Raw genomic sequence first — 21,517 nt, forward strand, 5'->3', positions numbered from 1 at the left:
TTTTAGATTTTTTAGTTGCCCGAAGGCTCGGCGCTGAACTGCAGGTAAGGGCCGCCAGACCCATTGCTGCTGAGCGTTTGAACGCGCCAAATGACGACGCCAGCTGATTGGCTGATAGAATCCTGAAAGGTAAGTTCCAGTTTGGGTCGCACGTTCTGCCGTGAAACGACAACCCAGGTGGGAGGCAGGATCCCAACACGCCTCTCTAACTGAATGGATGCGGCCCTAAGGTCGTTTGTTGTCACCACCACATTGAGCGATACGCTTCCGCTATCGCCAGAAGCACCACCGCTGACGAGTATTGGAGCACCCGGAGGCGTGTCGTCGGCGATGACGGTCGTATGGAGCGGCGTGGAGAAATAGCTGCCGTCATCACCATTGAAGACGCGCACTCGAGCGTCGACAACTCGTCCGGTGAGGTCAGCTGAAACATACGCCCCTACGGCGGAATACTCCCCTTCGCCGCCGATGACCTCTTCCGGCTCTCCGGGGAATTCCGTCATGCTCTGATAAACATCCGGCAATCCGTTTGTGTAAGGCCGGTACGACGCCTCCGCGACGGTGTAATCCTGATCTGGAAGATTGAAGCCTATACGGAACTCCTTTCCTCCGTCGGGATAAGTAATTTGCACTGCTGCATAAGGAGGATCGGGCGTGATCATGTCCGTTTCGAAGCCGAGCTCCGGAATGACATCAGGCGCGGGAGCTTCATCAGCTTGCGGGTTCCATGGCGGCAGCGTAGGCCAAACCATGAAAGGTATCTCAACCGTTCCGTTATCGTCATCGATCCGAGGCGTATCCATTCGGACCTCCATAAGGTCGTGAAGGTCTGGCTCCTCGATCTCGGCATAGAGCAGACCCCATGCGGCCAGACCGACCATATTCGTAATCATCGTGCCGCGATCGGCCCGCGACAGATCGAATATCCTTCGGCCTATCCGCTGGGCCTGGGAAGCAGACGGACAGAATGGAAGATCGATATCCAAATACTTGGGGCCATACCGTGCTACCTCGTCGTCAACCCTCGCCCAGGCGATGCCCTCCAAATTGATCTCTGCGAGCTCGTAGCTGCGTTCCGGTGAATAATACTTGATCCGGCAGATGTTCGGCCGCTCTACCGCCTCAGGGCCAGATACCCAAGTGTAGTCGTAGATATCGAGCGGGTCGAAATCGATCTCCGGCGTAACGCTGTCTTCGATCAATTCGAAATAGACCCGTCCCTCTTCATCCAGCCGAATTTCAAGCCCGGCTGAATCGAGGAACTGCTGCATAGTCTCGCCGCGTTCGCTCTCCCATGCCCAAACGCCCCAAAGGCGAGACCGCTTTTCGGTACCGCTCCTGGTTGGAACAAGCACGTCCGCCTTGTTCGCTGTGTCCGCAATCCGCGCCCAGTTGAACCGCTCCGCGGGAAAGGCCGGGTCGCGCCGCAGCACATGAGCGCAAATCAAAGGGGCATTATCTGACCATCTCCAGGATCCCGGATTACTTGCCGATTGGGATGGGTCGCGGGGGTCGTAAACCCGTGACGCGCGGCATACCCACTCGGTTTCAGGGGCGCCGTTTTGATAGAGAGACAGGTACTTCTTGTTTTCCAGGCCCGGATTGTAGAAGAGGAGCTGCGATTGTGCGATCCCGCGCACCCGGTGCGCAGAGGTCCAAATGGCGGGAAATAAGGACATGAGACCGGCCCAGGCAGTTTCGGCGCCATTGCCGAGCTTGTCTTGCCAGTTCGCCCAGGATCCGTTCGGCCTGGCCCACGGCGGCGAACTCACATCGCCATTTGCCTCTACCGTGACCTCACGCTGGCCAAGATAATACTGCTCGATCGCGTCGATTGGTCCCTGAAGTCGGCAAATCAGCCTGGCTCGCGTGGAGCCATCGGTATTGCCGAAGGCCTTCAGGCCACCAACCCGCACGCGCCCCACTCCTTCAATCACCGAGCTTTCGCCGGTCTCGAAAGTGCTTTTCGCGTCCGATGGCTTGATGGCGCCACCTCGCTGCTGCCCGAGCAGTGCCGAGCCCAGAACAGCGGCGCCGGCAATACCATAGCCGATGACGGTAGCGAGCGTTCCAGTGATCGCCGCCGGAATGGCGGTGCTGGACAGCAAGAAGCCGTGAATGCCGATGATCAGGCTTTCTATACCGGCATGGGCAGGCATGGCGCCCAACCAATAGGTGGCGCTCGTAAGAAGCAGTAGTGTGCGGATTTTCATTTCTGGAACGTCCAGACCTTCACGATTTCCCGTGGCATCAGCATTGAAACCCCTCGTCTCACCCGCCAGACGAAGCGGCCGTGATCGAGGAATATCCCGCTCACCTGTCCGGCTATTCGAGTGTTGATGATGCCGACATCACCGAATTCAGGCGCACCGGTCTCCCAGAGCAATTCCCCGATAAGAGCCTCTTCCCAGAGCGCGCACAGGGATCCGGCTGCAGAAATCTTCGCTTCAGCCTCTTCCCAGCTATGCCAGTCCGGTTCCGGTATGACCCGCTCGCCAGTGAACATGGCTTGCCATTCATCTGCCCAGGGTGAGCAATCATCGACACCCCACTGTGCATCCTTGGAAGAGACGGCATCGATATGATCCTGAAGCAGTTCGCCAATGTCGCTCATGCCTTGATGATCTCCTGAACCTTCACGCCGACGAACTGGAGCCCCTTGTCGCCTGGATAACGCCGCTCCTGGTCAGCCGGAGTCCATCGGCCACCGAACGGGTAGTTCTGGCTCTGCCAAAGGGTTTCGACCGTGAACGATACCGTCCGCACACCGATACCCGTGCTCTGACGCTTGGGAGCGGAGAGGAAACCGGGAAACAGCTTTTTCAATCCGAATGGCCAGACCTCCTGCGTCTCCTGGTCGAATGCGCACCAATAGAGATCCGCAAGCGCACCTTCCGTTTGCCGCGCCTGGTCCTTTACTGAACGCAGGAATTCGACATTGACGCCGGAAAGGACAATGTCCACTTTCGCCGCCTGCCCGAACCTGGGATCCTCGACGGCCGACATCGAGACGAGTTGCCGGCCGGCCGGATCGGAAACACCGCGCCATTCATGCCCGCCGACCACCTTGCGTCCGACGCCGTTGTGAAGGCGCCAGGTGCCGGACGGCAGTCCGAGTTCGGCAAACCAGGCACGCGCGATGTGGGGGCGACGAAGGAATTCCCTCGCCTCTTCGGAGAATAGCGCCATGACCTAGCCGTTCACTTGTTCCCATGCGCTCAGCTCGCGCAGGTGCTGGCGCTGCAGTTCCGAAACCGCGTTAGCAATTTCCGCCTTCTCTTCGGCGGTGATTTCATCGTCTGGGCGACCGGGAAATGGATTGAGCGCAGCATTCATCTCGTCAGCATGCAGGAGCGCCAATTCACGCCGGGACATCATGGCGACTTCCTCAAGATTTCTGTCCGTCATGGATTACACCGTGAAGTAGTCGCGAACGTCGTAATCGAAGACTTCCGAGAGGATCAGCGTCGTCTCTTCGCCGTAGCCCACTCCTCGCGATAGTTCGGCCGCCTGCTCACCATCGAGTTTCATGGCAAGCACCGGCTTTAGCGTTGCGAAATCATCGGTGGTGATCGCCTTTCTGAGCGGAGGCCAGATCCTGTATTCGCCGCTCCCGCGCGCTTCGGTAATCATGTATTTTCCGAAGTGCAGCGGGAAAAAGCCGATCTCGTCTCCCATATCGAGGTCATACCCCCAGAAGTCTGCTGTCAACCGGATAATCGTCGCACCGACACTGGCATTTGCAGCCACCGGCACGTTTGGCGGTGAGGCCGACCAATTTCGCTGATTTGCCCACGGCATCACGTTATCCCACGGCATGCCGTCGCGCTCTTGCACGTAAGCGTACTTCGCTCCGGCTTCATTGAGCGTCAGCGCATCAGGAGCCGGCCACGGCACCCGCACTGCGTTGGCGCCACCATGTAACGCCGTTATCAATCCCTCGATCCGACGATAAAGCCTGCCCTCTGCGACCGGCAGAACGAATTCGTATTTCCACGCGCCAAAGGGAGAAGCTACGGATTGGGATCGCCCACCGATGGAATCCTGCGGCGAAGTACCGCCGACCGATCGCGGGCCAGAAAGCGGCCGGCGCGTTCTGACTCCCAAGCCGTTCGGCCAATTCAGCAAACGCCCCATCATCCCCTCGTCTTGCGGCTATTCGATATTTTGGTGCGCGCATCGACCATCTTGCCGAAGTTCCGCGCCTGCTCGTCCATGCGGCGCTCTATGCGGGCAAGACCCGCCGCATCCGAATTCGGAGCGTTGATGACTGGGGCGAATACAAGCGATCCGCCCCCGATGCTCTGCCCCGGTTTCGTGATATCGACACGCTCGTTCGGAGATTTGCGGAACATGACGAGCTGACTGTCTATCCCGCCTGTACCGCCCGGCAGAATGGAACCGCCGGTAGAGAAGCCCACCAGCCCCTTGAACAGGCTCCCGAAGAGGCCACTAAAGAAACCGCCCCCACCTCCGCCAATGTTCATGCTGGAGATAAGGCTGCTGGCGACACTGCGCAGCGCATCAAGCGCCACATCGCGCCATTCCTTCGTGCCGCTGATGGCGTCCGCGATGGAAGACCCGAGACCGGAAAATGCGCTTTCCATCCCCTGCCCCAATCCTTCGCCGACACCTTCGATCCCATCGAAAGCACCCCTGATGCCGTCTGCAGTCTGCGCCGCCGTCCCGACAACTTTTCCCTGGAGGCTAGTCATACCGTTACCGAGACCCTGCATGACGTTGACACCAACGTCATGCATCACCCGGGAAGGAGAGTGGATGCCGAGGGCGCTTTTGACGCCTTCGGCGATACCGGTACCTATGCTGGCGATATTGCCCCTAATGGCCTCCCATCTCGCTTTGACGCCGTTCCACAGGCCATCGATAATCTGACCGCCGATTTCGAGCATCTTTCCCGGAAGCGCTAGAAATGCGTTCACGATATCCGCGGCTACCTGCACCACCTGATTTTTGAAGGCTGTGAACGCCTGCCCCGCATTTTCGACGCCGCGCTTAAGCTGCTCCCAAACACCACCGGCAAACTGTACGGTCGCCTCATATGCTCTGGAGATCTCCGGCCAGAACGCGATCAGACCGGCGGTCAATGCCGCAATCGCAGCAACGACCCCGAGCACGGGGAGACTGATTGCGGAAACGGCAGCGAGGAACAAGCCGAGAGCAGCAACGACCGGTCCGATCGCCGCGGCAATCCCGCCGATGATCACTCCCCACTTGAGAATTTCAGGATTGGTGGCGGAAAGTGTTTGGACAAGGCTCGTCAGCCACTGCACCATCTGCGTGATGTATTCAACGATGCCGCTGCTCGCCAGCGCGATCGTCAGCCCCTTGACCGCCTCGGAGAGCGCCCGCATGGCATCGTTATACGCCTTCAGGCCAGCAGCCTGACCCTCGGATATGACCGCAGCCCCCTCGCCCAATTCTCGAAAGCCTTCTCCACCAGCCTTCAGAAGCGGAATGAGTGCGGTTGCATCAGACGCCATCGCCTCAAGATAGAAGGTCATCTCCTGCTGAGAGGCGCCCGCCTTGACGAGGCTGTCATAGTAGAGCTGGAGCGACTGCGGGCCGGACAGATTCTTGAACGCTTCCGCGGTGATACCGACTTTCGGCGCGATCTTCTCGAAGAAGTCAGCCATTGGGCCGCCGCCCGTCTGGTTGAAATCGCCGATGCGGTCGTTCACATCCTTGAAGATATCGGCGAGCTTGTCGCCCTCGATGCCAACCGATTTGGCGGCATACGCCAGGCGCTGGAAATCCTCGAATCCGGTGTTGGAGATCTGAGCTGCCTTGCGAAGCTCGTCGATGTCCTTGGCCATGCTCACGGCGGCAGCAGCCACCGCGCCGCCGGCGATCGTCAATGGAGCACTGATGTAGGTCGAAAGCTTGCCGCCCCACGCCTGCATCTGCTTCCCGACATTGGCCATGGAAGCGCGCACCCCCTTCAGGCTTTCCGTGAACTGGGCCGTATCGATGCCGAGATTGACGCGAAGCGCGCCGATGACTGCCGATGCCATTGATATCAACCTTCTACTTCCGTGCCTTGAACCACGCCGAAATGCCGGCGAAATCCTCCTCCCAGCTGCGCTTTGGAGCGGGCCGTCGCTCATCGTTGGTGATGAGGTCTTTCAGCTTGGGGAGCTTTTTCTGGCGCGAGAGCGCCGCGATGTGCCAGGCGAGGATTGCCCGCTCATCGCGATCGCGTTTCATTCTCGCCACCGCGCCGTCGATGACGACCCTGACTTCGCGGAGCGTCAGTCGCCAGAACAGCGAGGGGTCTTGCCCGCATTCCACCCAGGACTTGAGCAGATCTAGCGGGCTGAACTCCTCGCTATCCGAGGGTTTGCATTTCCTCTCGCCTCCGGGAACGCAAGCTGGAAGGCTTTGCCGATCTTCTCCATGCAGGAAGGCAGGCCCGCGTCTGTGGCGATTTTCCCCGCCTCGTTTATTTCGACTTCGGGGTGGTGGTCATGAAGGGCCGCGCAGATCAGCTTTCGAACATCCTTCACCGTGATGTTCTCCGCATCGTTGAAGATGGAGCCGATCTTCTGGATCGGCATGCCGAACGCGTCCTCAAGCTCACAGAGCGCATTGACCGAAAACGAAAGGGTATACTCCTTGTCGCCGGCCTTCAGCGAAACGGAGCCGCGATTGCTGTTTGCCATGTGCCCCACCTCACGCCGCGACAGCAGCAGTTTCCGTCGAGTTGACGGGCGTGCTGAAATCGCTGTTCGATCCGGTCACGGTGGCACGGATCTCAGATCCGACATCACCGGTAACAGGAACGTAAGCCATGCCGGTCGCATCGGGGATATTGGTGAAGTTGCCGTCGCCCGCCGCATCCTTCTGCCACTGGATGGCGAAGTCCTTGGCGCCAGCCCACACACCAGGGTCGAGAGTGAGCGGCGCACCAACCTTCGGCGTGCCGCTGATAGCCGGCGTGACGAGAGCGCGTGGCGCAGTCGGTTCGGTCAGCACCGGCTCGCCCGACCGCTTGAACGTGACGCTTGCCGTCATCTTGTCGTCATGCGGCGCGGAAGGCTCGTAGTTCTGCCGGCTCGCATAAGTGAGGAACTGGCATCCGTTCGGGAACGTGATCCTGGTCCACTTCCTCTTGCCTTTGGCGGCAGAAATCTTCCGGTCGGAATCCGAGCCGGGGATATAGTTCATCTCGAACGTAAGCTCGCCGGGATCGGTGAGCCCATCGATATACTCCCGGAACTTGCCCGGCGACTGCATGTGGGTTGCGTCGATCTGATCGGTCGCCTCGGAACCGAGCGACAGATTGAAGACTTCGCTGACATAAACGAAATCGGTCGGCGTAGCGGCATCCGCCATTTCGAATGTAGTGCCGTAGCCTATGGATGCTTGGGTATCAGGCATCTCAGTTCTCCGTATGATGGATGATGAAGTCGAGCGATGTTCTGAAGAGACTGGTCACTTCCCCGGCATCGCTCGCCGGGAGATCTCGTTCCTGATCGAGGAAAATTCCCCTGATAGCCCCCGACCGGTAACCCGACATGATGCGGATGATGTCGCGCGCGATTTTCTTGGTCTGCGTATAGGTGTCGGCATAGACGTCGATCTGCACCCTGCTCTCGACGTAGCCGCTGGCCCCGGAGTTGGTGTAGTCACGAAAGCCCGTCACCCGGTTCAGAAGCACATAGGGGCGAAGCACCTTCTGGGGCGCCCTCACCCAATAGCGTTGCCCGCCGGCGACGGTCGCCAGCAGAGCGGTAAGAGCTTCTTCCATGTTGGGCCTATTTCTTCTTGGCTAAGCGTTGCGCAGCACGATGGATGAAGAACCAGAGCGAATTGGCGATGCGATCAAGCGTCGGCATCTTCTCGGCATCCCAGGCGGGCCGCATGAATGGCTGAGCCGGATGTCGCTCGTTCCCGAATTCCTGCTGCACGCCGGCAGGGTTGTTGGTGCCGACAAACATCTCCTGGAATGTCGGCTTGTTCTCCTCGCGATGGATCGAACGTTGGCGCTTGTTCAGCCGCGTCGAGACGTCGATGCTCTCATAGAGATGATATTCATCCTTCGGAGCAAGCTGGCGCGCAGTCCGCGCCATGGGTTCCGCCGCCTCGCGCAACGTTTCCCGCAGGACCGACTTTGCGACGGACTGGGGAAGCTGCCCGAGTGCACGGTCGAGCTCCCGCAGCCCCTCAACCTTGACCGTCGTTCGCGCCATGATCCGCATCCCTCACAGCCTTAAAGACGAGAAATCGACGCGGTTCTTCGCGAAGCTCCATTCGCTCAGTAATAGACCAGACAGCGCCGTCATGAAAAATGCGGTCGATCTGCCGGACGCCCTCCGTCTGGCTGATACGACGGACAGTAAAGCGCGCCATAAGGAAAGCGCCGACCTGGCCCGCAGCCTCTTTTTCGCCAGAACTCGCGTCCTCACGCATCGCCCAGACTGTCGCCTGATCAGTCCAGGTTACAATGTCCTCGTTAAATTCGTTCCGTGTGGTCGTGGCGCGCTGGAATGTGATGCGACGATCGAGATCTTGAGCCGTAACAGTCATCACAGCCCGACCGATCTGTAGGTTCCGATCAATCGGCTCTCGATCTTTTCGAGAACGTCAGCGCCCTGCTTGGCCGCCTCATCGATATGCATCTGCACCCGGATCTTGATCGCAGCCTTGATGCTTTCCGGTGTCGTAGGCTTACCTTCGGCCAAGGGCCAGCCAACTATATATTCGACAGAAACAGCACCAGCGTCCGCCAGTCCGGACGGATAGGCGTAACCGCGCTTAAAGCGGACGAAGGAAAGCCCCCCATCGTCGGTCTCTAGCGCATAGTTCGACGTAGCAACGGTCGCAGTCTCGCCAGCAGCATTGCGCCAATTCACCGAAGTGATACTTTGAACCGGACGCAGCGGCAACATCAGGCATCGCTCAAATCGATCGAAACTCTGGCGCCAGGTCTGCTCGACCAAGCATACACCGAGGATGCCGCTCCATCCTTCGTAGTACTCGACAGCCGACTTGATCTGGCTCTCAATCTCGCTATCGAGATCCGCGCCATCAATGCGCAGGGCGCCCTTTACCTCCGCGACTGTGACAGGCAAGGCGGACGCAGGAGTCACGAGGACAGGACGGCGCATATCACTCAGCAGCCTTTGCAGTTTTCGACTTGGCAGTGGGCTTACTGTCCTCTTTCGCCGCTTCGACGAGTTTCTTCGCCAAAAGAGGCTTTGCCTGCGCTTCGCTCATCTCGACGAGCTCGTTGCGCCGATACACGGAAGAACCGTGACGAAAGGTTTTAAGCGCGGTGAGTTTCATGGTTCTCTCCTTCGGTTCATGAAGCGGGCAGCACCGCTGCCCGCCGTGATCAGCCGAACGATCAGCCGCCAATAGGCGCCGGCACAGCGGTGCCGAACGGACCGGTAACGAACGCTTCCGGACGCTTCAGCGCCAAAGCGAGGCGCTCTTCGCAACGAACCGAGATGAGGTTCTTTTCGAAGTCATCGGCATTTTCCGTGGAAATGACGACGTTGGCATCTTCGCGGTCGAAAATCTGCGCACCGGACTGAAAGGCACCAGCTAGGAACTCGCCCTCAAACTGCGGGATTTCCGTTTCGACCACCGGGCGACCCCAGAGCGTCGGACCGGCAATGCGCAGGGGATTGGCGAGGATGTACGCACCTTCCGAAGTCTTCGTCAGCTCGATTTTCGCCCAGTCGATCGAGTGGATGACGAAGCCGTCGACCGGCAAACGAGCGAGCTGCGCCTGCAAGATAGCGAGGCGAAGATCATCGATCGGCGTGCGGCTTTCCGGGGCGAAGGCGGGCGCGAATGCCGACGCGTTCGGCACAATACCATCAAGATGACCCGAAGCGCCGGAGCCGAATAGGATTTCCTGTTCCTCGACATATTTCAGACCATAGCGAAGCTCGGCATCAATCGTCGACTGCAACTGCGCGAAGTCATCCATGATCTGCTTCGATGCCTTGAACATGTGCGCGATCGTCACGACCGGCGTGATCTTGGTATCGAATTCAATATCCGAATACGGCTTTGCCGTGCCCTCCGTAGCGATCACGACCGCAGCGTTGGTAAACCCTGTCTGCTGAACCCAGAATATGGCCGGCGATGTGGTGCGACCGCCTGCGATCAAGTCGCGAACAAACAGTCGCTGTTTGGGCATCACGTCGATGCCGGGCAGACGCTGAGGCTCGACAATACCGGTGGCGATGTCCGGCGAGGTCGTGACATTCTTGACCGGCACACTGACGCGGCGACCGCCCTGAACGCTGGCAGCGAAATCCTTCATTGCCTGATGCTCAATGGCCTGATGACCGATGGACTTCAAGCCATCGGATCCGCCGCCACCGCGACGCGCACTCTTCTGCTCGACCTCGCCAAGGCGCGCCTGCAGATCTTCCAGCTTTCCGGTCAGCTCTGTCTGACTGGTCGCCAGCTTGTCGACTTCGGACTTCGTCTCCTGCGAAAGCTTGCCGTTGTTCTTCACCTCGGTGAGGCATTCTTCGGCCTTCTTGCTGAACTCGTCGTTCACGCGCGAAAGATCGTTCGTAACCTGCTTGAGCAGGTCGCGTACTTCATCAGCCATCGTGGTTCTCCTGATGTTGGAAAGGCTTACGCCCTGGTAAGGCTCAATCGGGCCGCCGCAAGTCTGAGGCGGTCCAAGACATCGTCGTCAGCGCTCGGCTTGACGATTCCGTGAGCAGCGCCCGGCATACCCTCGGCAATTTCTTTAATCAGCTTGCGCCGTTCGGCACGCGGCAAGGGCTTTCCAGCAGCAAGTGCCGCCTCAAGACGGTAGAGAGCCGGTTTCGAATTGCTGACGCCAGCTTCTTCGACGTCGAAGTCGGCGAGAACATCGGCAAAACCTTTGTCGATCGCTCCCTGTCCACCCATCCATGTCTCATCGTCGAGCATCGTTTGCACGTCGGCAACCGACTGCCCAGAGCGAGATGCATACATTTCGGCGCAGGTTTCGTCGAAGACCTTCATAATCCCGCCGGTCTCGTACATCACATGTCGGTCGCCTGCCGCAACCCACTGCGTGTTATGCACCATCATGAAGCCGAGCTTGGCGATCTGAATCTCATCGCCGGCCATTGCAATCACAGAAGCGGCTGACGCGGCGATCCCGATGATCTGCACCGTCACCTTGGCAGGATGCGCGCGTAACATATTGTAGATTGTCACGCCCTCGAAGAAATCGCCTCCAGGGGAATTGATCAACACGGTGACCGGCTTGTCTCCGATCTGGCGAAGCGCGGCAGAGATACGCTTTGCGGTAACGCCTTCCCCTGTCCACCAATCATACCCGATGACATCGAGAACGGTGATGACATCCGCGCCATCGGCCGCAGCCGCGCGCGGAGCTTCCAACGACCTGTACATCTGGGCGGCTTTTTCGGTGATGTGGATCGAGCCGGTCACGCCATCCGGCGAGCGCAACTCGGGCAAAGCGCGAAGGCTCATTCGTTCTCTCCTATTCTCGGGCCGCCGTTGTGGCCGATCCCGCTTTCGGTGATCGGGACATTCTGAGACTGCATGCGGGGCACGTCACCACCATCGACAGGTGGCAACCCTTCCAGGCGGCGGACCTCATTGATGGTCATAACACCCGCGTTGAGCAAAGATCCGTAGAATGCTGCACGAGCGACACTGTCACCACGCAACAGATCTTCATAATTGAAACGGACCTTGAAGCGGCGCCGCTCTTCTGGGGTCATGATCCGCTTCGAGATCGCCTTTTCGATCCGACGAAGCTGTGAGCGAAGGCTGAGATTGAGCCAACTCTGCATGATCGCAGATACACCGGTTCCCCACATCGTCTGACCTTCACCGGCATGGCCGATGATGACAGGCGGGACCCCGAGCCATCGGCATATTTCCTCGACGTTGAACCGCCGGTTGAGGATCATCTCCGCGTCTTTCGGCGTGATGTTGACCGCCTTAAAATCTACACCGGCTTCGAGGATGCCAACGCCAGGAGCGTTTGGCCCGCTGTAGCGATCCGCAAAATTCTTCCGTGCCTCGGCGCGTTGCTCTGGCGAGAGCTGTGTGGGGAAGGTAAAAAAGCCCTTCGCCCGCATCCCCTTGCCAAAGGTCTGGCCGGCGGCGCGTTCGGACGCAATCGAGATCCCGAGGGTCTGCCGCGCGTATTCGACGGGAGACAATCCGACATCACCATCCCCGAATGCCTTAAGGTGGAACACCTTATCATCGGGCAAATCGACGAGCTTGCCACGATCGTTGAATCGATACCGCAAACTGCCGTCGCGCAGACGCTCGACAGATGTATCGTAAGGCATCGGATTAAGGGCAATCAGCCTGTTGCCGCTGAATACCTTTTCCGCATACCCGTTTCCTGAGGTGCAAAGACCCAGGACGCGACCTTCCCAAAACTCTATCGAGGTTTGGTCCGCATTCGGGCTCTCGTCGAGTAGCTCCTGTAGCGGATGATCGGGAACACGCTCGCGGGTGCCGTCTGCCCGCTTCTCCATCACTTCGAGCGACAAGCTCGCAATTGTCTGCGCCGTTACCCTTGTGCACGCCCAGAACGCCGAAAGATTGAGCGCCGACCGCGTCGATACCGCTTCGCCGGACCACGTATTGCCGCCGTCCCAGATTTCGTAAAGCTCTCCGTCGCGGGCCGTGAGCTTCTTCCCGAATAGCCGGTTCCAAATTCCCATCAGACAAACACCGAATTGGAGATGATATCACTCATGTCGACAGGGCTCGCAGCTTCTGGGTTTTGGAACATCAGCATGGCAGCATTGAAAAGCGCCATAAGAAGGTCGATTTTCGCGGCGCCTGAGACTTCTTTGGTCACCACGTAGTTGCTGCCCCTAAGGGTCTGCTTCGCGTTTCCCACGTTCCACGCCATGATCGGCTGATCGCCATGGAGGAAACGGCGATCCTCCAACTTCAACGGAACGGAGGAAATCGCGGTCTGGAGCTTCCAGCCTTGTGCAACGGCCTGAACGAGTGGCTGCTCCAGCTTCTCCTCCTCGAGCGCGTCCAGGAGGAGAGCGATACCGGCGCTATCTAGACCTATACCACCTTGCTCCGGGAGAAGACCGCTATCGAACACGCGGCGGCAAATCTCGGCGGCCGAGGCCGCCTGCTCTTCCCCGGATTGCGCGATCACGAGATCGCCGGCCTCCTCGAACTGCTTCAAACGTGGCGAGATGCTTTTGCGCTGCTCAAAGACAGTCGGCCGGGCCCAGGCCGTTCCCCAGCCAAGCCACCGCTTTGACTGTTTCTCCCTGCCGATCACATAGAGAGCGGCCAAATCGTCAGCGCCACCCCAATCGATCCCGATCGTGCAAACTTCCGACCGCTTCAGCAGGGCCTCCAATCCGGTCAAGTTGACATCGACGCAGTTTGCCCAATGCAGGGCGCCGGACCATCCATCGCCACCAAGGCCGACACCGATCTCGATATTCAGGTGCTGACTAGCCCAGATCTGCTCTGTCTCTTTACTAACTTTCCCGTTGTTTTCGTAATCGTCGACAAGCGCCTCCGGATCGATGGAGCGTCCGAGATTGGGGAGCAGGTATTTCCAGTTCTTCTGATCGCGCCAATATTCCTGCTTGACCTGCTGCTCTCGCGGGAACTCGTAGAGCACCGGCAGCATGATCGGGGATGCTCCACCCTTGCCGTCACGAATGGCCCGCGCCTTATCCAGCTCCGTACGCCAAATTCCGGCGGGCGTTTCGTCAGATTGGGTTGTGATCATCAGCACCTGGCCGCGTTGCTTGGTGATACCGCCGCCGCGGATCTGCTGCATGACCCTGGTCGCCTTCGAAACCTTCCCGAGTTCGTGCAGTTCGTCGATGATCGTAAGGATTGGGATTTCTCCCGTAACGATCGATGTGTCGAAGGTCTTCACGTCAAGCTGCGTACCAGTCTTTCGACGGGTGATGCACTTCAAGTGCTCCTGCACCTTGAAAATCTCAGCCAATTTTGGGTCGCCCTGGATCATCAACTGCGCCTGGCCGAAACACCGTTCGGAAATATTCTGGCTCGGCGCCACGATCAGCATTTGCCGGTTCGGCGCCTCCTCCATGAACAGAGCCGTCAATCCGAGTGCCGCCACGTACGTGGTTTTCGAATTCTTCTTCGGAACCATGCATAGCAACTCCCACACGAGCCGCCGGCCTGTATCTGGATCCTCGCTGGCCAGAAACGCGCAAAGGATATCCCGAAACCAGTCGCCGCAAGCCTCCGCAAGGGGAGGATTTCCAGGCACGTCCGGCAGACGAAGCCGATTGAAGAAAGCCAGGGCCTTGGCTGCCTTTTGCCTGTTTAAGGGGACATCGGCCATCGGCGTCTCCAGCGCCTGCAGCTTCTCCCACCAATCAGGACAGGCGAACCTTGGCAGATCCTCAGTGACGAGCATTCTGCGTAGCTTCCCGTTCCAGCTCGGCCATCAGGTCCGCATCAGCGTCGAGCGCGCGCATCTCTTCCATGACCTTCTTTCCGAGGCGTTCAACTGCAACCTGCTTCTCCGGCTGCTTGGCTTCGGTAGCGAGTTCGCGCTCAAGCTCCATGCGGTCGTTGCGCTCCATCAGCCTCGCAAACTCTCGCATGGCGCCCACATTGCCGGCTTTCGCCAGCTCCCATGCCAAATCAAGCCGAGCGCCTTCGAGACGGTCTCGCGCCAAGTCACGGCAACGGAGCTGCTGAAAATAATTCTTCCGCAAAGTCGGCTGTGTGATGCCCAGCGCGTTGGCAATGCGTGCATTGCTCCAACCCATCGCCAGTAACAGCATGACTTTGTTGCGGTTTTTCTCCGTCGCCATATGAGGCGGCCTGCCGCGCCTCCCCCAACCCTCCGGAATGGGATCACCGAGCAGATCAAAATTCGTGCTCACGAGAAAAAAATCTCCAAATGAGGGGGGCGCGGGTCCATAGGAAGAGGCTCGCTGAACTTTCGACCCACCCCCCCCTGACGAGGGTAAAGGGTCAGGCCTCGTCGACCTCATCGAGGCCGACCTCGATCCGGACGGGGCTGATGCGCCTAGCGATGGCGATCAACCTGCCGACGATCCACATCCTGAGCCCGAATGCCTTCGGCATCCGCAGCGTCAGGGTGAGACCCTGCATCAGTTCACCGCCGTCAAGCTCTACCTTAGCCATCATCACCACCGGGCCTGCGCCCGCTCCTGTTTCTGCTTTTCGCTGTCGTGATAGGTCTTGCTGACGCAGTGCAGATTGTTCGGATCCCAGAACAACTGCTCGTCACCGCGATGGGGTCGAATGTGGTCGACGACCGGACTGTGCGGATCAGGATATTTCCCGGTACAGAGAACTCCGGTTCGCTGGCACGTGTAGTGATCCCTTACGAGGACCTGCTGCCGAAGCTTCTGCCATCGTGCTGTCTTGTACCAGCTGCGCCAGCTGACATTCTGGTCACGCTCACGAAGGCGGGCCTGCTCATCACCAGGCGCTCTACCGATACGAGGGGCGAGCGTGCCTATCCTTGGCTTGAGGGTCTTGAGACGTCCCATACTCCTAGATGCACGAAAGGCGACCTTTCGGCCGCCTCATCATTCATCTGGTCATAGCTTTCGCACTGGCCCTGAATCGGTGTCTCGCAAGGGAGACTGTCAGGGCTGGGGCTGACCGGCGTACCGACCTCGGGATTGCTCCCCGCTGTTTAGGCGTTCTCAGAGGCTCACTTCAGGATCATCAGCTTGTCCAATGCAGAAATGACTCTCACAACTTCTGCAGCAAAGCAAGTGGCACGGTGACGGGCACCTCTCTGCCCATGAACTTGATTGCTACGACAACGTCGCCGCGCCCTCTCCTGTTCGGGGTAACGACAATGGCTTTCTGATCGCAGAAATGTCCCGCAGTGATGAACACAGGTTCTCCGGCCTGAACTTCCAGCTCGACCGGCCTCTCCGCATCATAAGCGCCAGAATGGGCCAACGCATTGAATCTGTTAACCTCTGCGCTGCTGATCCACATCGGCTTTTCGCACCCTCCAAGTACTTCGATCGCATGCTCGACGGCTTGCAGCCCAGCCAGGTATTCAGCCCTCGCCAGCATCTGGACGAGAACATATCCATGGATGACAGGCATCATCGTACCCTCGATTACGCGGTGCCGACGACGTAGATCAGGCCCTTTGCGCATGGGCACGAGTGACCTTATGCCCATTTCTTCCAGGTTGTTTTCCACAGCCTTCTCGCGTCCAGTCCAGACCCGAAGAGCAAACCATGGCGCCCTTCCTCCATTGATTCGGCAGTTCAGGACCACGAGTGCCGCCTCTTCAAGAAGATCGACGTTGATCCGCCGCATCCGGTCCACGAACCGCTCTCCCGCATATGCTGCGATCGGCGCTCCAGAGATATTCTTATGCTGCATCATTTTCCCGCCTTTCGATAAGCTGTCTCTGGAATTGCCTCAGTGCTTCCGCTACCGCCTCGTCGGGGTCATCGATCCCATCCGGTAGAGCCGGAAACTGCACGAATGGCAGCCCGTTCGGCTCTGGCAACCACGGCCAGCACCGCTCGTGATGCAGGCGCTTCCACGCTTCCCAGATCTCGCCACCCACCTCGACCTTGTCGAAGGTCGAGGAAAGGGCAACGATATGCGGAGGTACCGCCACCGGCCGCCGCTCGCGAGCCGCCTGGTTCAACCTCACAGCCTCCGGCCACGCCGATTTCTCGCGTTTGTCACGCCAGATGACATCTTCCTTTTCAGGCTTGTTTTCGATGATCTGGGCTTCCAGCGGCGTCAGCGTCAAAGGCATCGGCGGCCGCGAAAGCTCTGCCAAACGCAAGGCGCTCCACGGTCGGGAGTATGGGTTGTGGCGTTCCGGAGTAGTGCCACCGGCCGCAGGGGTCGTTATCTCGCCAAGGCGCTCCCATGCCCGTTCGGAGAGATATGTTGCACCGGCCTTGGAGAACTTGCGGCCACTCGCCTTTGCTGCGGCCAGGTAATCGGGAGTACGCTCCTCGCATGCTTTGCGCTGCTCGGGGGTTAGATCGAGCCACGCCCTCCGAGTAGGTATCTCAGCGTCAACGGCATAGGTAGGCCACGTCGACCACCACTTTCGGAATCGCCTCTCCAGCGCTCTGCGATCTTCTTCCCCTTCACCATCATCACGCCCGCGCTCTCTCTCTTCTCGTTCAGAAGGGGCCGTTAGATAAGGGTCGTTAATAGGTGCCGGTCCAGAACCGGCAGGGGGTGCCGCCCCAGGACCGGCAGGGGGTGCCGGTGTACCGGCAGGGGGTGCCTCATCAGAAGCCGGCGCGATAGGATCATTTTCCTTGTCGTCAACCTCCTGATATGCATCAAAGTCATAGCCGGATGGCGGAGCGCGGTCATAGATAACCCGGTAAAAATGGGCACTGTCGCGCCCGTCCTTGCTCTCCTCCACGTGCTTTTCCAGCACTCCCATATCGACAAGCCTGTCGATCGAGGCCTGTACCGTGGAACGCGCGCGACCGAGCTGCTCGGCCATCTTCACTTGGCTTCGCCTGCACCAGCCGTGCTTGTCGGTATGCTTTCCGAGGAGGCATAGAACCTGCAGGTCAACGAGCCCCTTGAGACGCGGATCTGTGACAATCCAGCCCGGAATGATGGAGAAACGCGCATCATGTGTCATGGCGCAACCCCAATCTTGCGCGGCTCGGACGGTCATCCGTACCGTTCCGCCGCTGCTCGTAGGCGATGAGGAAGGCGATACGCGCAGCCGCATGCCAAAGGTGAGAGCGGCCGCTCTGAGGGTCCTTGTCCTCGCCCCGCCACCAGGCCCAAAGGTGCCGCATCAGCGACCCGAAAACCTTGCTCCAGGACTTGCCGTTCTCCCAGTCCCTTTCCCCGTGCTCGCCGGCACCAAAGGTCAGTACCTCCGCCATTGCGAAGATGACCTCCGGAGGGATAAGCTCGATGCGCGGCTTTTCTACCGCGCCTTCCCGAGTGGTTTCGCTCCCGCTCATCGCCCACCCCTTTCCCATGCGTAAAAATCCGCCCGCAGCGCGCGGAATGCGGTGCCCGCGCGCTCGTCCACGTTGAGTTCCGATTTGCTGGATATCGCCAGAAGCCCCTTGAGACGGGTGTCCGCGGCCTGCGCATCATGCACCGGGCCTCCCGGCCCTTTCAGTTCGAGGAACCTCCGGAATGCGGCGTTCTCGCAAAGCTTCTTCGCCTGAAAACCAAGATTGGCCTCGCGTTTTCTCGCGGTCTGGCGCTCGACCTCCGCTCCGAGTTGCCGCACCTTTGCAGCCGCCCGGTCGAAGAAGCCGATGAACATCCGCAGATGGTCTAGCGCGCCGCAAACGAGATCGATCTCGTCCACCAGCGCATCAGCGGCATGAAGCGTCAGAATGCGCGTGGATTCCCCTGTCGCGCGTCGCGCCACCAAATGCATCTCGCCGGGCGCCGCCTCGACCATCCACTGGTCGCCTTGGGTCCGGTCCAGAATGCCGCGCAATTTTTCCAGAACCCGCTTTTCCTGATCCCGATCGAGGACAGTGCCACTCATGGCCGCGCCTCCCCTCGTTCCCGTTTCACGTTGGTCCCGGTGAAACACGTTGTTTCCAAAGAGAAATCCGGAGGCAGATAGAATTCCTCCACCGGAACGCCGAGCCATTTGCAAAGCGCGATGACCTTGCCGACGCTCACCATCTGACCGCCCATCGCGCGGGAAAGGTCGGAGACGGTTACCCCTATCTCCCCGGCCAGAGCGCGAATTCCCTGGTCCGCATGGTCACGCTGCCGCTTGTGCATCAGCGCTCGCGCGAAGGCCCGGTAATCGTAGTCGGCGCGCAGCGGGCTGGAACCATTCTGCAAACCTGTCATGGCGACGTCTCCTGTCCGCCGTGCATGAGGATCACACCGAAGGCACCGGGGTTGATGCCGAGCGCCGCCCATAGCTTCGCTCTCGGGACCGGCGCCATCAGCCGCCCCATCCAGGCCAATTCAAATTCTGTGTTGGTCACGCCGGCACGCTTGCGGATGGCAACCTTTGCCCCGCGCTCCTGGCTGGCGCGCGCCGCTGGAAAGGCGATATTCGCCTCATGCATCACGCGGGCGCGAAGGAAGAACTTCAGCATGGCGGGTGAGAAATCGGGGGTCATGCCGCCACCGTCCTTTCCGCACGCCACGCCTTCACGGCCTCGGCCGCGTTGGCAGAGGCCGTCAGATGAAGCCCTGCTCCGTTCGGGAACCAAAGCCCGTCTTCGTTCTTCTCGATCAGGCCGTTCGCCGACATGGCTTCGATAAGCGCCACCGCCACACTGTCGCGAACGCCGATACCCCGTCGCAGGATGGCGCTGTCAAACGGCTGCATTTCCTTGAGCCAGAGGATTGCGCGGGAAATCTCTTCGTCCACGTGCTCATCCACCGACTTGCGCGGGGTCGTTCGGGTGAAATCCTCCGCCGCCTCAGAAAACACCATCGGCGATCGATGCCCGCCTTCCCCCGGAGGCAGCGGATCCGCATGCTCGAACTCCTTCCAGTCCACCCGGATCGTGGTCCAGATGCCGTCGCCGCTGCCATAGCTTCCGTCTTCATTCCGCTCCCAGATGAAGAATGCCGTATTCATCTGGCTGGAGGCTTTGTTGCCGTCCCAGCCATCGCGATGCATCATCGGCAGGCGGCGGGTGAAGACGTAGACCCGGCTGGGCGGGTTCTCGTCCATGACGAAGCGACGGTCCGGATCGTCGAACCCGCACATGAAGTTGAGGTTCAGCAGCGCCGCCATCTTGCGCGGCTTATGCACCCGCAGCGCATGCGCCAGACACTTGTTTGCGAGGTCACCATAGGGCGGGTTGGTGAAGATGTCGGTCCCGACCGAATCGCCTGGATCGGAAAGAAGGAAATCTCCGACCTGCTGCAGCTCGCCATGCTGCGTGGTGATACCGCGATCGACGAGGTCGGCGATCTGCACGTCATATCCCGCCGCCTCAAGGGGGCGGAGAATGGCAGCCTTGCCGACGAACGGTTCCTTGATGATCTCGGAAAAGCTTTCGAGCGCCAGCACGGTGCGGGTCGCCTCGATCGGCGTTTCGTAGAGCTGATCGCCACGTTCTTCCTTGGTCGCGGTTTTCGTACCGACCGCGTGACCGGCCGCCTGCTTCAATGAAGCGCGGCTAGGCTCCAGGCCTTCCAAAAGCCTCGCCTCGACGACCCGATCCACGAAATCCGGTTTGGCACGAACGGCGTTACGCAATTGTCTGGCGGCATGGAGCTGCTGGCGATCGACGCCGACTTCCTCCAGCGTAAAACTGTTTTCATCGGAAACGGTTTTCGGGCGACCGCCGCGGGAGATCTCACCTTTTGCCTGGGCATCGTCCACGGCGTCTGCCATGGCGACGTAGCACATGCTTTCGATCTTCAGGGCGTCGGCCTGCATGCGCCTCGCCTTCTCCACCAGCTCGCGCGAGGCCTTCACCCGCTCGGCAGAACCGGCAGCCGCCTTCGCTTGGTCATAGGCGACGGCGGATAGCTTCATCGCTTTCTCCACGTCGCCCTGATCGAAGAGCGAGCGCGCCTGCTCGACCACGGCGGCAAGTTCGACGATTTCCCGGTGCCGGCCGATCTCGGCGAGCGCCCCGAGCGTGGTCTCGACAACTTCGCCGCCCGCCGAAATGGTGACCTGCGTGCGGTTCATCGCGCCACCCTCCGGTCTCGCCAGGACTGGCTTTCGCCCTCTTCGATCATCCGGCAGACGTCGGCTTCGTTGAGATCGAGCATGCCGGCGATGCAGCGGGTCGAAAGGTGTTCTGAGTGCCAAAGCTCAAGAACCCGCGCGAAGCGGGCTTCCTTGACGAGCAGAGATTGCCGGTTTGCTGCGAGACGGAGCGACATCATCAATGGACCCCCTCGCCTGCCCCGCGCTCGCGCAGGGTTTCAAGGGCGCGAACGAGCCCCGTTACCGCCGTATCGTCGTCGAGGCCGGCGTCGATGCAGGCAGCCGCGCACGAAACGACCATCACATCGGCCGCGCGCTTCCGGTCCTTTGGAAGCATGGCCTGCACGGCTTCGTAGATATCGAGGTTTGATTTCGTGCGCCGACCAGTCATCCACCGGCCCCCGCCATCATCGCGTCGAGCTTCGCCAGATACTGTTTCGCCGCGACGATACGGGCGCGAATGGCGCGCCGCTCGCCGGCATCTATGTGGCCGTCCTCGATCGCCGTCGCGACTTCCCGAACTACATCATCGAGAACGCCGTCGAGCCGGAGGATTGCGCTCGCCGTCACCGCGCCAAAGGCGGAGACGCGCTCGTCATTGACTACCCTGGTCATCGCCGTCAGCAGGAAGGGATGATCGCAGCGCCGGTCCAGCTCCACCGCCAGGTCGAGGCGGATAAAGTTTTCCCGCCACTCGTCCCCGTGCGAAGCGTACTTCGTGAGCGTCGAGGTCGCGACGTTCAGGGCTTCGGCGGCGCGGCTGACGCCGCCGAGCGCCTCGTAGGCTGCGGCGGTCGCATCCTTGATGATGGCTGCATGTTCGTCTGAAATGGCACGCACGAAAACACCCCTGAGTTTGGTCAA

30 protein-coding genes are annotated in these 21,517 nt (G+C 59.8%); all 30 read right to left on the reverse strand.

The window, feature by feature from the left end; genetic code table 11:
• Window positions 1-11: 11 nt before the first annotated feature.
• The 30 genes from YH62_RS19215 to YH62_RS19365 all read right to left on the reverse strand — a co-directional run bounded on the left by YH62_RS19215 (window position 12) and on the right by YH62_RS19365 (window position 21,493).
• Window positions 12-2,213: a phage tail protein gene (locus YH62_RS19215; RefSeq protein ID WP_046795865.1), complete on the reverse strand. Its 2,202-nt coding sequence runs from the start codon at window positions 2,211-2,213 to the stop codon at window positions 12-14.
• Window positions 2,210-2,614 (reverse strand): hypothetical protein, encoded by a 405-nt coding sequence (locus YH62_RS19220; protein ID WP_046795866.1) that lies wholly within the window; start codon window positions 2,612-2,614, stop codon window positions 2,210-2,212. The genes YH62_RS19215 and YH62_RS19220 overlap by 4 nt, the downstream gene beginning before the upstream one ends.
• Window positions 2,611-3,189 carry a hypothetical protein gene (locus YH62_RS19225; protein WP_046795867.1) on the reverse strand — a complete coding sequence of 193 codons (579 nt, stop codon included), beginning with the start codon at window positions 3,187-3,189 and terminating at the stop codon, window positions 2,611-2,613. Before YH62_RS19225 ends, YH62_RS19220 begins: the two co-directional genes overlap by 4 nt.
• Window positions 3,190-3,192: 3 nt before the next feature.
• Window positions 3,193-3,408 carry a hypothetical protein gene (locus YH62_RS19230; protein ID WP_137326671.1) on the reverse strand — a complete coding sequence of 72 codons (216 nt, stop codon included), beginning with the start codon at window positions 3,406-3,408 and terminating at the stop codon, window positions 3,193-3,195.
• A gap of 3 nt (window positions 3,409-3,411) precedes the next feature.
• On the reverse strand, window positions 3,412-4,140 hold the full coding sequence (locus YH62_RS19235) for a hypothetical protein (RefSeq protein WP_245282133.1): 729 nt from the start codon (window positions 4,138-4,140) through the stop codon (window positions 3,412-3,414).
• Window positions 4,137-6,032 (reverse strand): hypothetical protein, encoded by a 1,896-nt coding sequence (locus YH62_RS29145; RefSeq protein ID WP_052760463.1) that lies wholly within the window; start codon window positions 6,030-6,032, stop codon window positions 4,137-4,139. Before YH62_RS29145 ends, YH62_RS19235 begins: the two co-directional genes overlap by 4 nt.
• 13 nt (window positions 6,033-6,045) lie before the next feature.
• Complete coding sequence (locus YH62_RS30805) at window positions 6,046-6,225, reverse strand: hypothetical protein (protein WP_245282134.1); 180 nt, start codon at window positions 6,223-6,225, stop codon at window positions 6,046-6,048.
• A 101-nt stretch (window positions 6,226-6,326) separates the two neighbouring features.
• On the reverse strand, window positions 6,327-6,680 hold the full coding sequence (locus tag YH62_RS19250; RefSeq protein WP_046795870.1) for a GTA-gp10 family protein: 354 nt from the start codon (window positions 6,678-6,680) through the stop codon (window positions 6,327-6,329).
• Between the two features lie 10 nt (window positions 6,681-6,690).
• Window positions 6,691-7,398 (reverse strand): phage tail tube protein, encoded by a 708-nt coding sequence (locus YH62_RS19255; protein ID WP_046795871.1) that lies wholly within the window; start codon window positions 7,396-7,398, stop codon window positions 6,691-6,693.
• 1 nt (window position 7,399) lies between these two features.
• A complete protein-coding gene (locus YH62_RS19260; RefSeq protein WP_046795872.1) occupies window positions 7,400-7,768 on the reverse strand; it encodes a DUF3168 domain-containing protein in 369 nt (122 codons plus the stop codon).
• 7 nt (window positions 7,769-7,775) lie between these two features.
• Entirely contained in the window at window positions 7,776-8,210 is a 435-nt protein-coding gene (locus tag YH62_RS19265; protein WP_046795873.1) for an HK97-gp10 family putative phage morphogenesis protein, read from the reverse strand.
• The gene (locus YH62_RS19270; RefSeq protein WP_046795874.1) at window positions 8,185-8,547 is read right to left on the reverse strand and encodes a phage head closure protein; all 363 of its coding nucleotides are present in this window, start codon (window positions 8,545-8,547) and stop codon (window positions 8,185-8,187) included. Before YH62_RS19270 ends, YH62_RS19265 begins: the two co-directional genes overlap by 26 nt.
• On the reverse strand, window positions 8,547-9,128 hold the full coding sequence (locus YH62_RS19275) for a hypothetical protein (protein WP_046795875.1): 582 nt from the start codon (window positions 9,126-9,128) through the stop codon (window positions 8,547-8,549). Before YH62_RS19275 ends, YH62_RS19270 begins: the two co-directional genes overlap by 1 nt.
• A 1-nt stretch (window position 9,129) precedes the next feature.
• Window positions 9,130-9,306, reverse strand: coding sequence for a hypothetical protein (locus YH62_RS30235; RefSeq protein ID WP_156176982.1), 177 nt, complete (start codon window positions 9,304-9,306; stop codon window positions 9,130-9,132).
• 61 nt (window positions 9,307-9,367) lie between these two features.
• Window positions 9,368-10,594, reverse strand: a complete 1,227-nt coding sequence (locus YH62_RS19280) for a phage major capsid protein (RefSeq protein WP_046795876.1) — start codon at window positions 10,592-10,594, stop codon at window positions 9,368-9,370.
• Between the two features lie 26 nt (window positions 10,595-10,620).
• Window positions 10,621-11,433, reverse strand: coding sequence for a head maturation protease, ClpP-related (locus YH62_RS19285; protein ID WP_197082538.1), 813 nt, complete (start codon window positions 11,431-11,433; stop codon window positions 10,621-10,623).
• A 38-nt stretch (window positions 11,434-11,471) separates the two neighbouring features.
• The gene (locus tag YH62_RS19290; RefSeq protein WP_046795878.1) at window positions 11,472-12,692 is read right to left on the reverse strand and encodes a phage portal protein; all 1,221 of its coding nucleotides are present in this window, start codon (window positions 12,690-12,692) and stop codon (window positions 11,472-11,474) included.
• The gene (locus tag YH62_RS19295; protein ID WP_046795879.1) at window positions 12,692-14,404 is read right to left on the reverse strand and encodes a terminase large subunit; all 1,713 of its coding nucleotides are present in this window, start codon (window positions 14,402-14,404) and stop codon (window positions 12,692-12,694) included. The genes YH62_RS19290 and YH62_RS19295 overlap by 1 nt, the downstream gene beginning before the upstream one ends.
• Window positions 14,391-14,807: a hypothetical protein gene (locus tag YH62_RS19300; protein ID WP_245282135.1), complete on the reverse strand. Its 417-nt coding sequence runs from the start codon at window positions 14,805-14,807 to the stop codon at window positions 14,391-14,393. The genes YH62_RS19295 and YH62_RS19300 overlap by 14 nt, the downstream gene beginning before the upstream one ends.
• A 163-nt stretch (window positions 14,808-14,970) precedes the next feature.
• Window positions 14,971-15,147, reverse strand: a complete 177-nt coding sequence (locus tag YH62_RS30240; protein ID WP_156176984.1) for a hypothetical protein — start codon at window positions 15,145-15,147, stop codon at window positions 14,971-14,973.
• Between the two features lie 576 nt (window positions 15,148-15,723).
• Window positions 15,724-16,380: a transcription termination/antitermination NusG family protein gene (locus YH62_RS19310; RefSeq protein WP_046795882.1), complete on the reverse strand. Its 657-nt coding sequence runs from the start codon at window positions 16,378-16,380 to the stop codon at window positions 15,724-15,726.
• Window positions 16,367-17,659, reverse strand: a complete 1,293-nt coding sequence (locus YH62_RS30245; RefSeq protein ID WP_137326670.1) for a helix-turn-helix domain-containing protein — start codon at window positions 17,657-17,659, stop codon at window positions 16,367-16,369. The genes YH62_RS19310 and YH62_RS30245 overlap by 14 nt, the downstream gene beginning before the upstream one ends.
• Window positions 17,613-17,957 (reverse strand): dATP/dGTP diphosphohydrolase domain-containing protein, encoded by a 345-nt coding sequence (locus tag YH62_RS19330; protein WP_046795886.1) that lies wholly within the window; start codon window positions 17,955-17,957, stop codon window positions 17,613-17,615. The genes YH62_RS30245 and YH62_RS19330 overlap by 47 nt, the downstream gene beginning before the upstream one ends.
• On the reverse strand, window positions 17,954-18,502 hold the full coding sequence (locus tag YH62_RS19335) for a hypothetical protein (protein WP_046795887.1): 549 nt from the start codon (window positions 18,500-18,502) through the stop codon (window positions 17,954-17,956). The genes YH62_RS19330 and YH62_RS19335 overlap by 4 nt, the downstream gene beginning before the upstream one ends.
• Window positions 18,499-18,819 (reverse strand): helix-turn-helix transcriptional regulator, encoded by a 321-nt coding sequence (locus tag YH62_RS19340; protein ID WP_046795888.1) that lies wholly within the window; start codon window positions 18,817-18,819, stop codon window positions 18,499-18,501. The genes YH62_RS19335 and YH62_RS19340 overlap by 4 nt, the downstream gene beginning before the upstream one ends.
• Complete coding sequence (locus YH62_RS19345) at window positions 18,816-19,097, reverse strand: hypothetical protein (RefSeq protein ID WP_046795889.1); 282 nt, start codon at window positions 19,095-19,097, stop codon at window positions 18,816-18,818. The genes YH62_RS19340 and YH62_RS19345 overlap by 4 nt, the downstream gene beginning before the upstream one ends.
• On the reverse strand, window positions 19,094-20,632 hold the full coding sequence (locus YH62_RS29150) for a hypothetical protein (protein ID WP_197082539.1): 1,539 nt from the start codon (window positions 20,630-20,632) through the stop codon (window positions 19,094-19,096). The genes YH62_RS19345 and YH62_RS29150 overlap by 4 nt, the downstream gene beginning before the upstream one ends.
• The gene (locus YH62_RS19355) at window positions 20,629-20,832 is read right to left on the reverse strand and encodes a hypothetical protein (protein ID WP_046795890.1); all 204 of its coding nucleotides are present in this window, start codon (window positions 20,830-20,832) and stop codon (window positions 20,629-20,631) included. The genes YH62_RS29150 and YH62_RS19355 overlap by 4 nt, the downstream gene beginning before the upstream one ends.
• Window positions 20,832-21,044, reverse strand: a complete 213-nt coding sequence (locus YH62_RS30250) for a hypothetical protein (protein ID WP_137326669.1) — start codon at window positions 21,042-21,044, stop codon at window positions 20,832-20,834. The genes YH62_RS19355 and YH62_RS30250 overlap by 1 nt, the downstream gene beginning before the upstream one ends.
• Window positions 21,041-21,493: a hypothetical protein gene (locus YH62_RS19365; RefSeq protein ID WP_046796068.1), complete on the reverse strand. Its 453-nt coding sequence runs from the start codon at window positions 21,491-21,493 to the stop codon at window positions 21,041-21,043. The genes YH62_RS30250 and YH62_RS19365 overlap by 4 nt, the downstream gene beginning before the upstream one ends.
• Window positions 21,494-21,517 lie beyond the last annotated feature (24 nt).

Source organism: Rhizobium sp. LC145, from assembly GCF_001005825.1.
Taxonomy (GTDB): domain Bacteria; phylum Pseudomonadota; class Alphaproteobacteria; order Rhizobiales; family Rhizobiaceae; genus Neorhizobium.

Bases quoted from the DNA above. Each gene is read 5' to 3' on its own strand.
- YH62_RS19215 (WP_046795865.1), bottom strand. From the start codon at position 2,213: ATGAAAATCCGCACACTACTGCTTCTTACGAGCGCCACCTATTGGTTG.
- YH62_RS19220 (WP_046795866.1), bottom strand. From the start codon at position 2,614: ATGAGCGACATTGGCGAACTGCTTCAGGATCATATCGATGCCGTCTCT.
- YH62_RS19225 (WP_046795867.1), bottom strand. From the start codon at position 3,189: ATGGCGCTATTCTCCGAAGAGGCGAGGGAATTCCTTCGTCGCCCCCAC.
- YH62_RS19230 (WP_137326671.1), bottom strand. From the start codon at position 3,408: ATGACGGACAGAAATCTTGAGGAAGTCGCCATGATGTCCCGGCGTGAA.
- YH62_RS19235 (WP_245282133.1), bottom strand. From the start codon at position 4,140: ATGATGGGGCGTTTGCTGAATTGGCCGAACGGCTTGGGAGTCAGAACG.
- YH62_RS29145 (WP_052760463.1), bottom strand. From the start codon at position 6,032: ATGGCATCGGCAGTCATCGGCGCGCTTCGCGTCAATCTCGGCATCGAT.
- YH62_RS30805 (WP_245282134.1), bottom strand. From the start codon at position 6,225: ATGAAACGCGATCGCGATGAGCGGGCAATCCTCGCCTGGCACATCGCG.
- YH62_RS19250 (WP_046795870.1), bottom strand. From the start codon at position 6,680: ATGGCAAACAGCAATCGCGGCTCCGTTTCGCTGAAGGCCGGCGACAAG.
- YH62_RS19255 (WP_046795871.1), bottom strand. From the start codon at position 7,398: ATGCCTGATACCCAAGCATCCATAGGCTACGGCACTACATTCGAAATG.
- YH62_RS19260 (WP_046795872.1), bottom strand. From the start codon at position 7,768: ATGGAAGAAGCTCTTACCGCTCTGCTGGCGACCGTCGCCGGCGGGCAA.
- YH62_RS19265 (WP_046795873.1), bottom strand. From the start codon at position 8,210: ATGGCGCGAACGACGGTCAAGGTTGAGGGGCTGCGGGAGCTCGACCGT.
- YH62_RS19270 (WP_046795874.1), bottom strand. From the start codon at position 8,547: ATGACTGTTACGGCTCAAGATCTCGATCGTCGCATCACATTCCAGCGC.
- YH62_RS19275 (WP_046795875.1), bottom strand. From the start codon at position 9,128: ATGCGCCGTCCTGTCCTCGTGACTCCTGCGTCCGCCTTGCCTGTCACA.
- YH62_RS30235 (WP_156176982.1), bottom strand. From the start codon at position 9,306: ATGAAACTCACCGCGCTTAAAACCTTTCGTCACGGTTCTTCCGTGTAT.
- YH62_RS19280 (WP_046795876.1), bottom strand. From the start codon at position 10,594: ATGGCTGATGAAGTACGCGACCTGCTCAAGCAGGTTACGAACGATCTT.
- YH62_RS19290 (WP_046795878.1), bottom strand. From the start codon at position 12,692: ATGGGAATTTGGAACCGGCTATTCGGGAAGAAGCTCACGGCCCGCGAC.
- YH62_RS19295 (WP_046795879.1), bottom strand. From the start codon at position 14,404: ATGCTCGTCACTGAGGATCTGCCAAGGTTCGCCTGTCCTGATTGGTGG.
- YH62_RS19300 (WP_245282135.1), bottom strand. From the start codon at position 14,807: ATGGCGACGGAGAAAAACCGCAACAAAGTCATGCTGTTACTGGCGATG.
- YH62_RS30240 (WP_156176984.1), bottom strand. From the start codon at position 15,147: ATGATGGCTAAGGTAGAGCTTGACGGCGGTGAACTGATGCAGGGTCTC.
- YH62_RS19310 (WP_046795882.1), bottom strand. From the start codon at position 16,380: ATGATGCAGCATAAGAATATCTCTGGAGCGCCGATCGCAGCATATGCG.
- YH62_RS30245 (WP_137326670.1), bottom strand. From the start codon at position 17,659: ATGACCGTCCGAGCCGCGCAAGATTGGGGTTGCGCCATGACACATGAT.
- YH62_RS19330 (WP_046795886.1), bottom strand. From the start codon at position 17,957: ATGAGCGGGAGCGAAACCACTCGGGAAGGCGCGGTAGAAAAGCCGCGC.
- YH62_RS19335 (WP_046795887.1), bottom strand. From the start codon at position 18,502: ATGAGTGGCACTGTCCTCGATCGGGATCAGGAAAAGCGGGTTCTGGAA.
- YH62_RS19340 (WP_046795888.1), bottom strand. From the start codon at position 18,819: ATGACAGGTTTGCAGAATGGTTCCAGCCCGCTGCGCGCCGACTACGAT.
- YH62_RS19345 (WP_046795889.1), bottom strand. From the start codon at position 19,097: ATGACCCCCGATTTCTCACCCGCCATGCTGAAGTTCTTCCTTCGCGCC.
- YH62_RS29150 (WP_197082539.1), bottom strand. From the start codon at position 20,632: ATGAACCGCACGCAGGTCACCATTTCGGCGGGCGGCGAAGTTGTCGAG.
- YH62_RS19355 (WP_046795890.1), bottom strand. From the start codon at position 20,832: ATGATGTCGCTCCGTCTCGCAGCAAACCGGCAATCTCTGCTCGTCAAG.
- YH62_RS30250 (WP_137326669.1), bottom strand. From the start codon at position 21,044: ATGACTGGTCGGCGCACGAAATCAAACCTCGATATCTACGAAGCCGTG.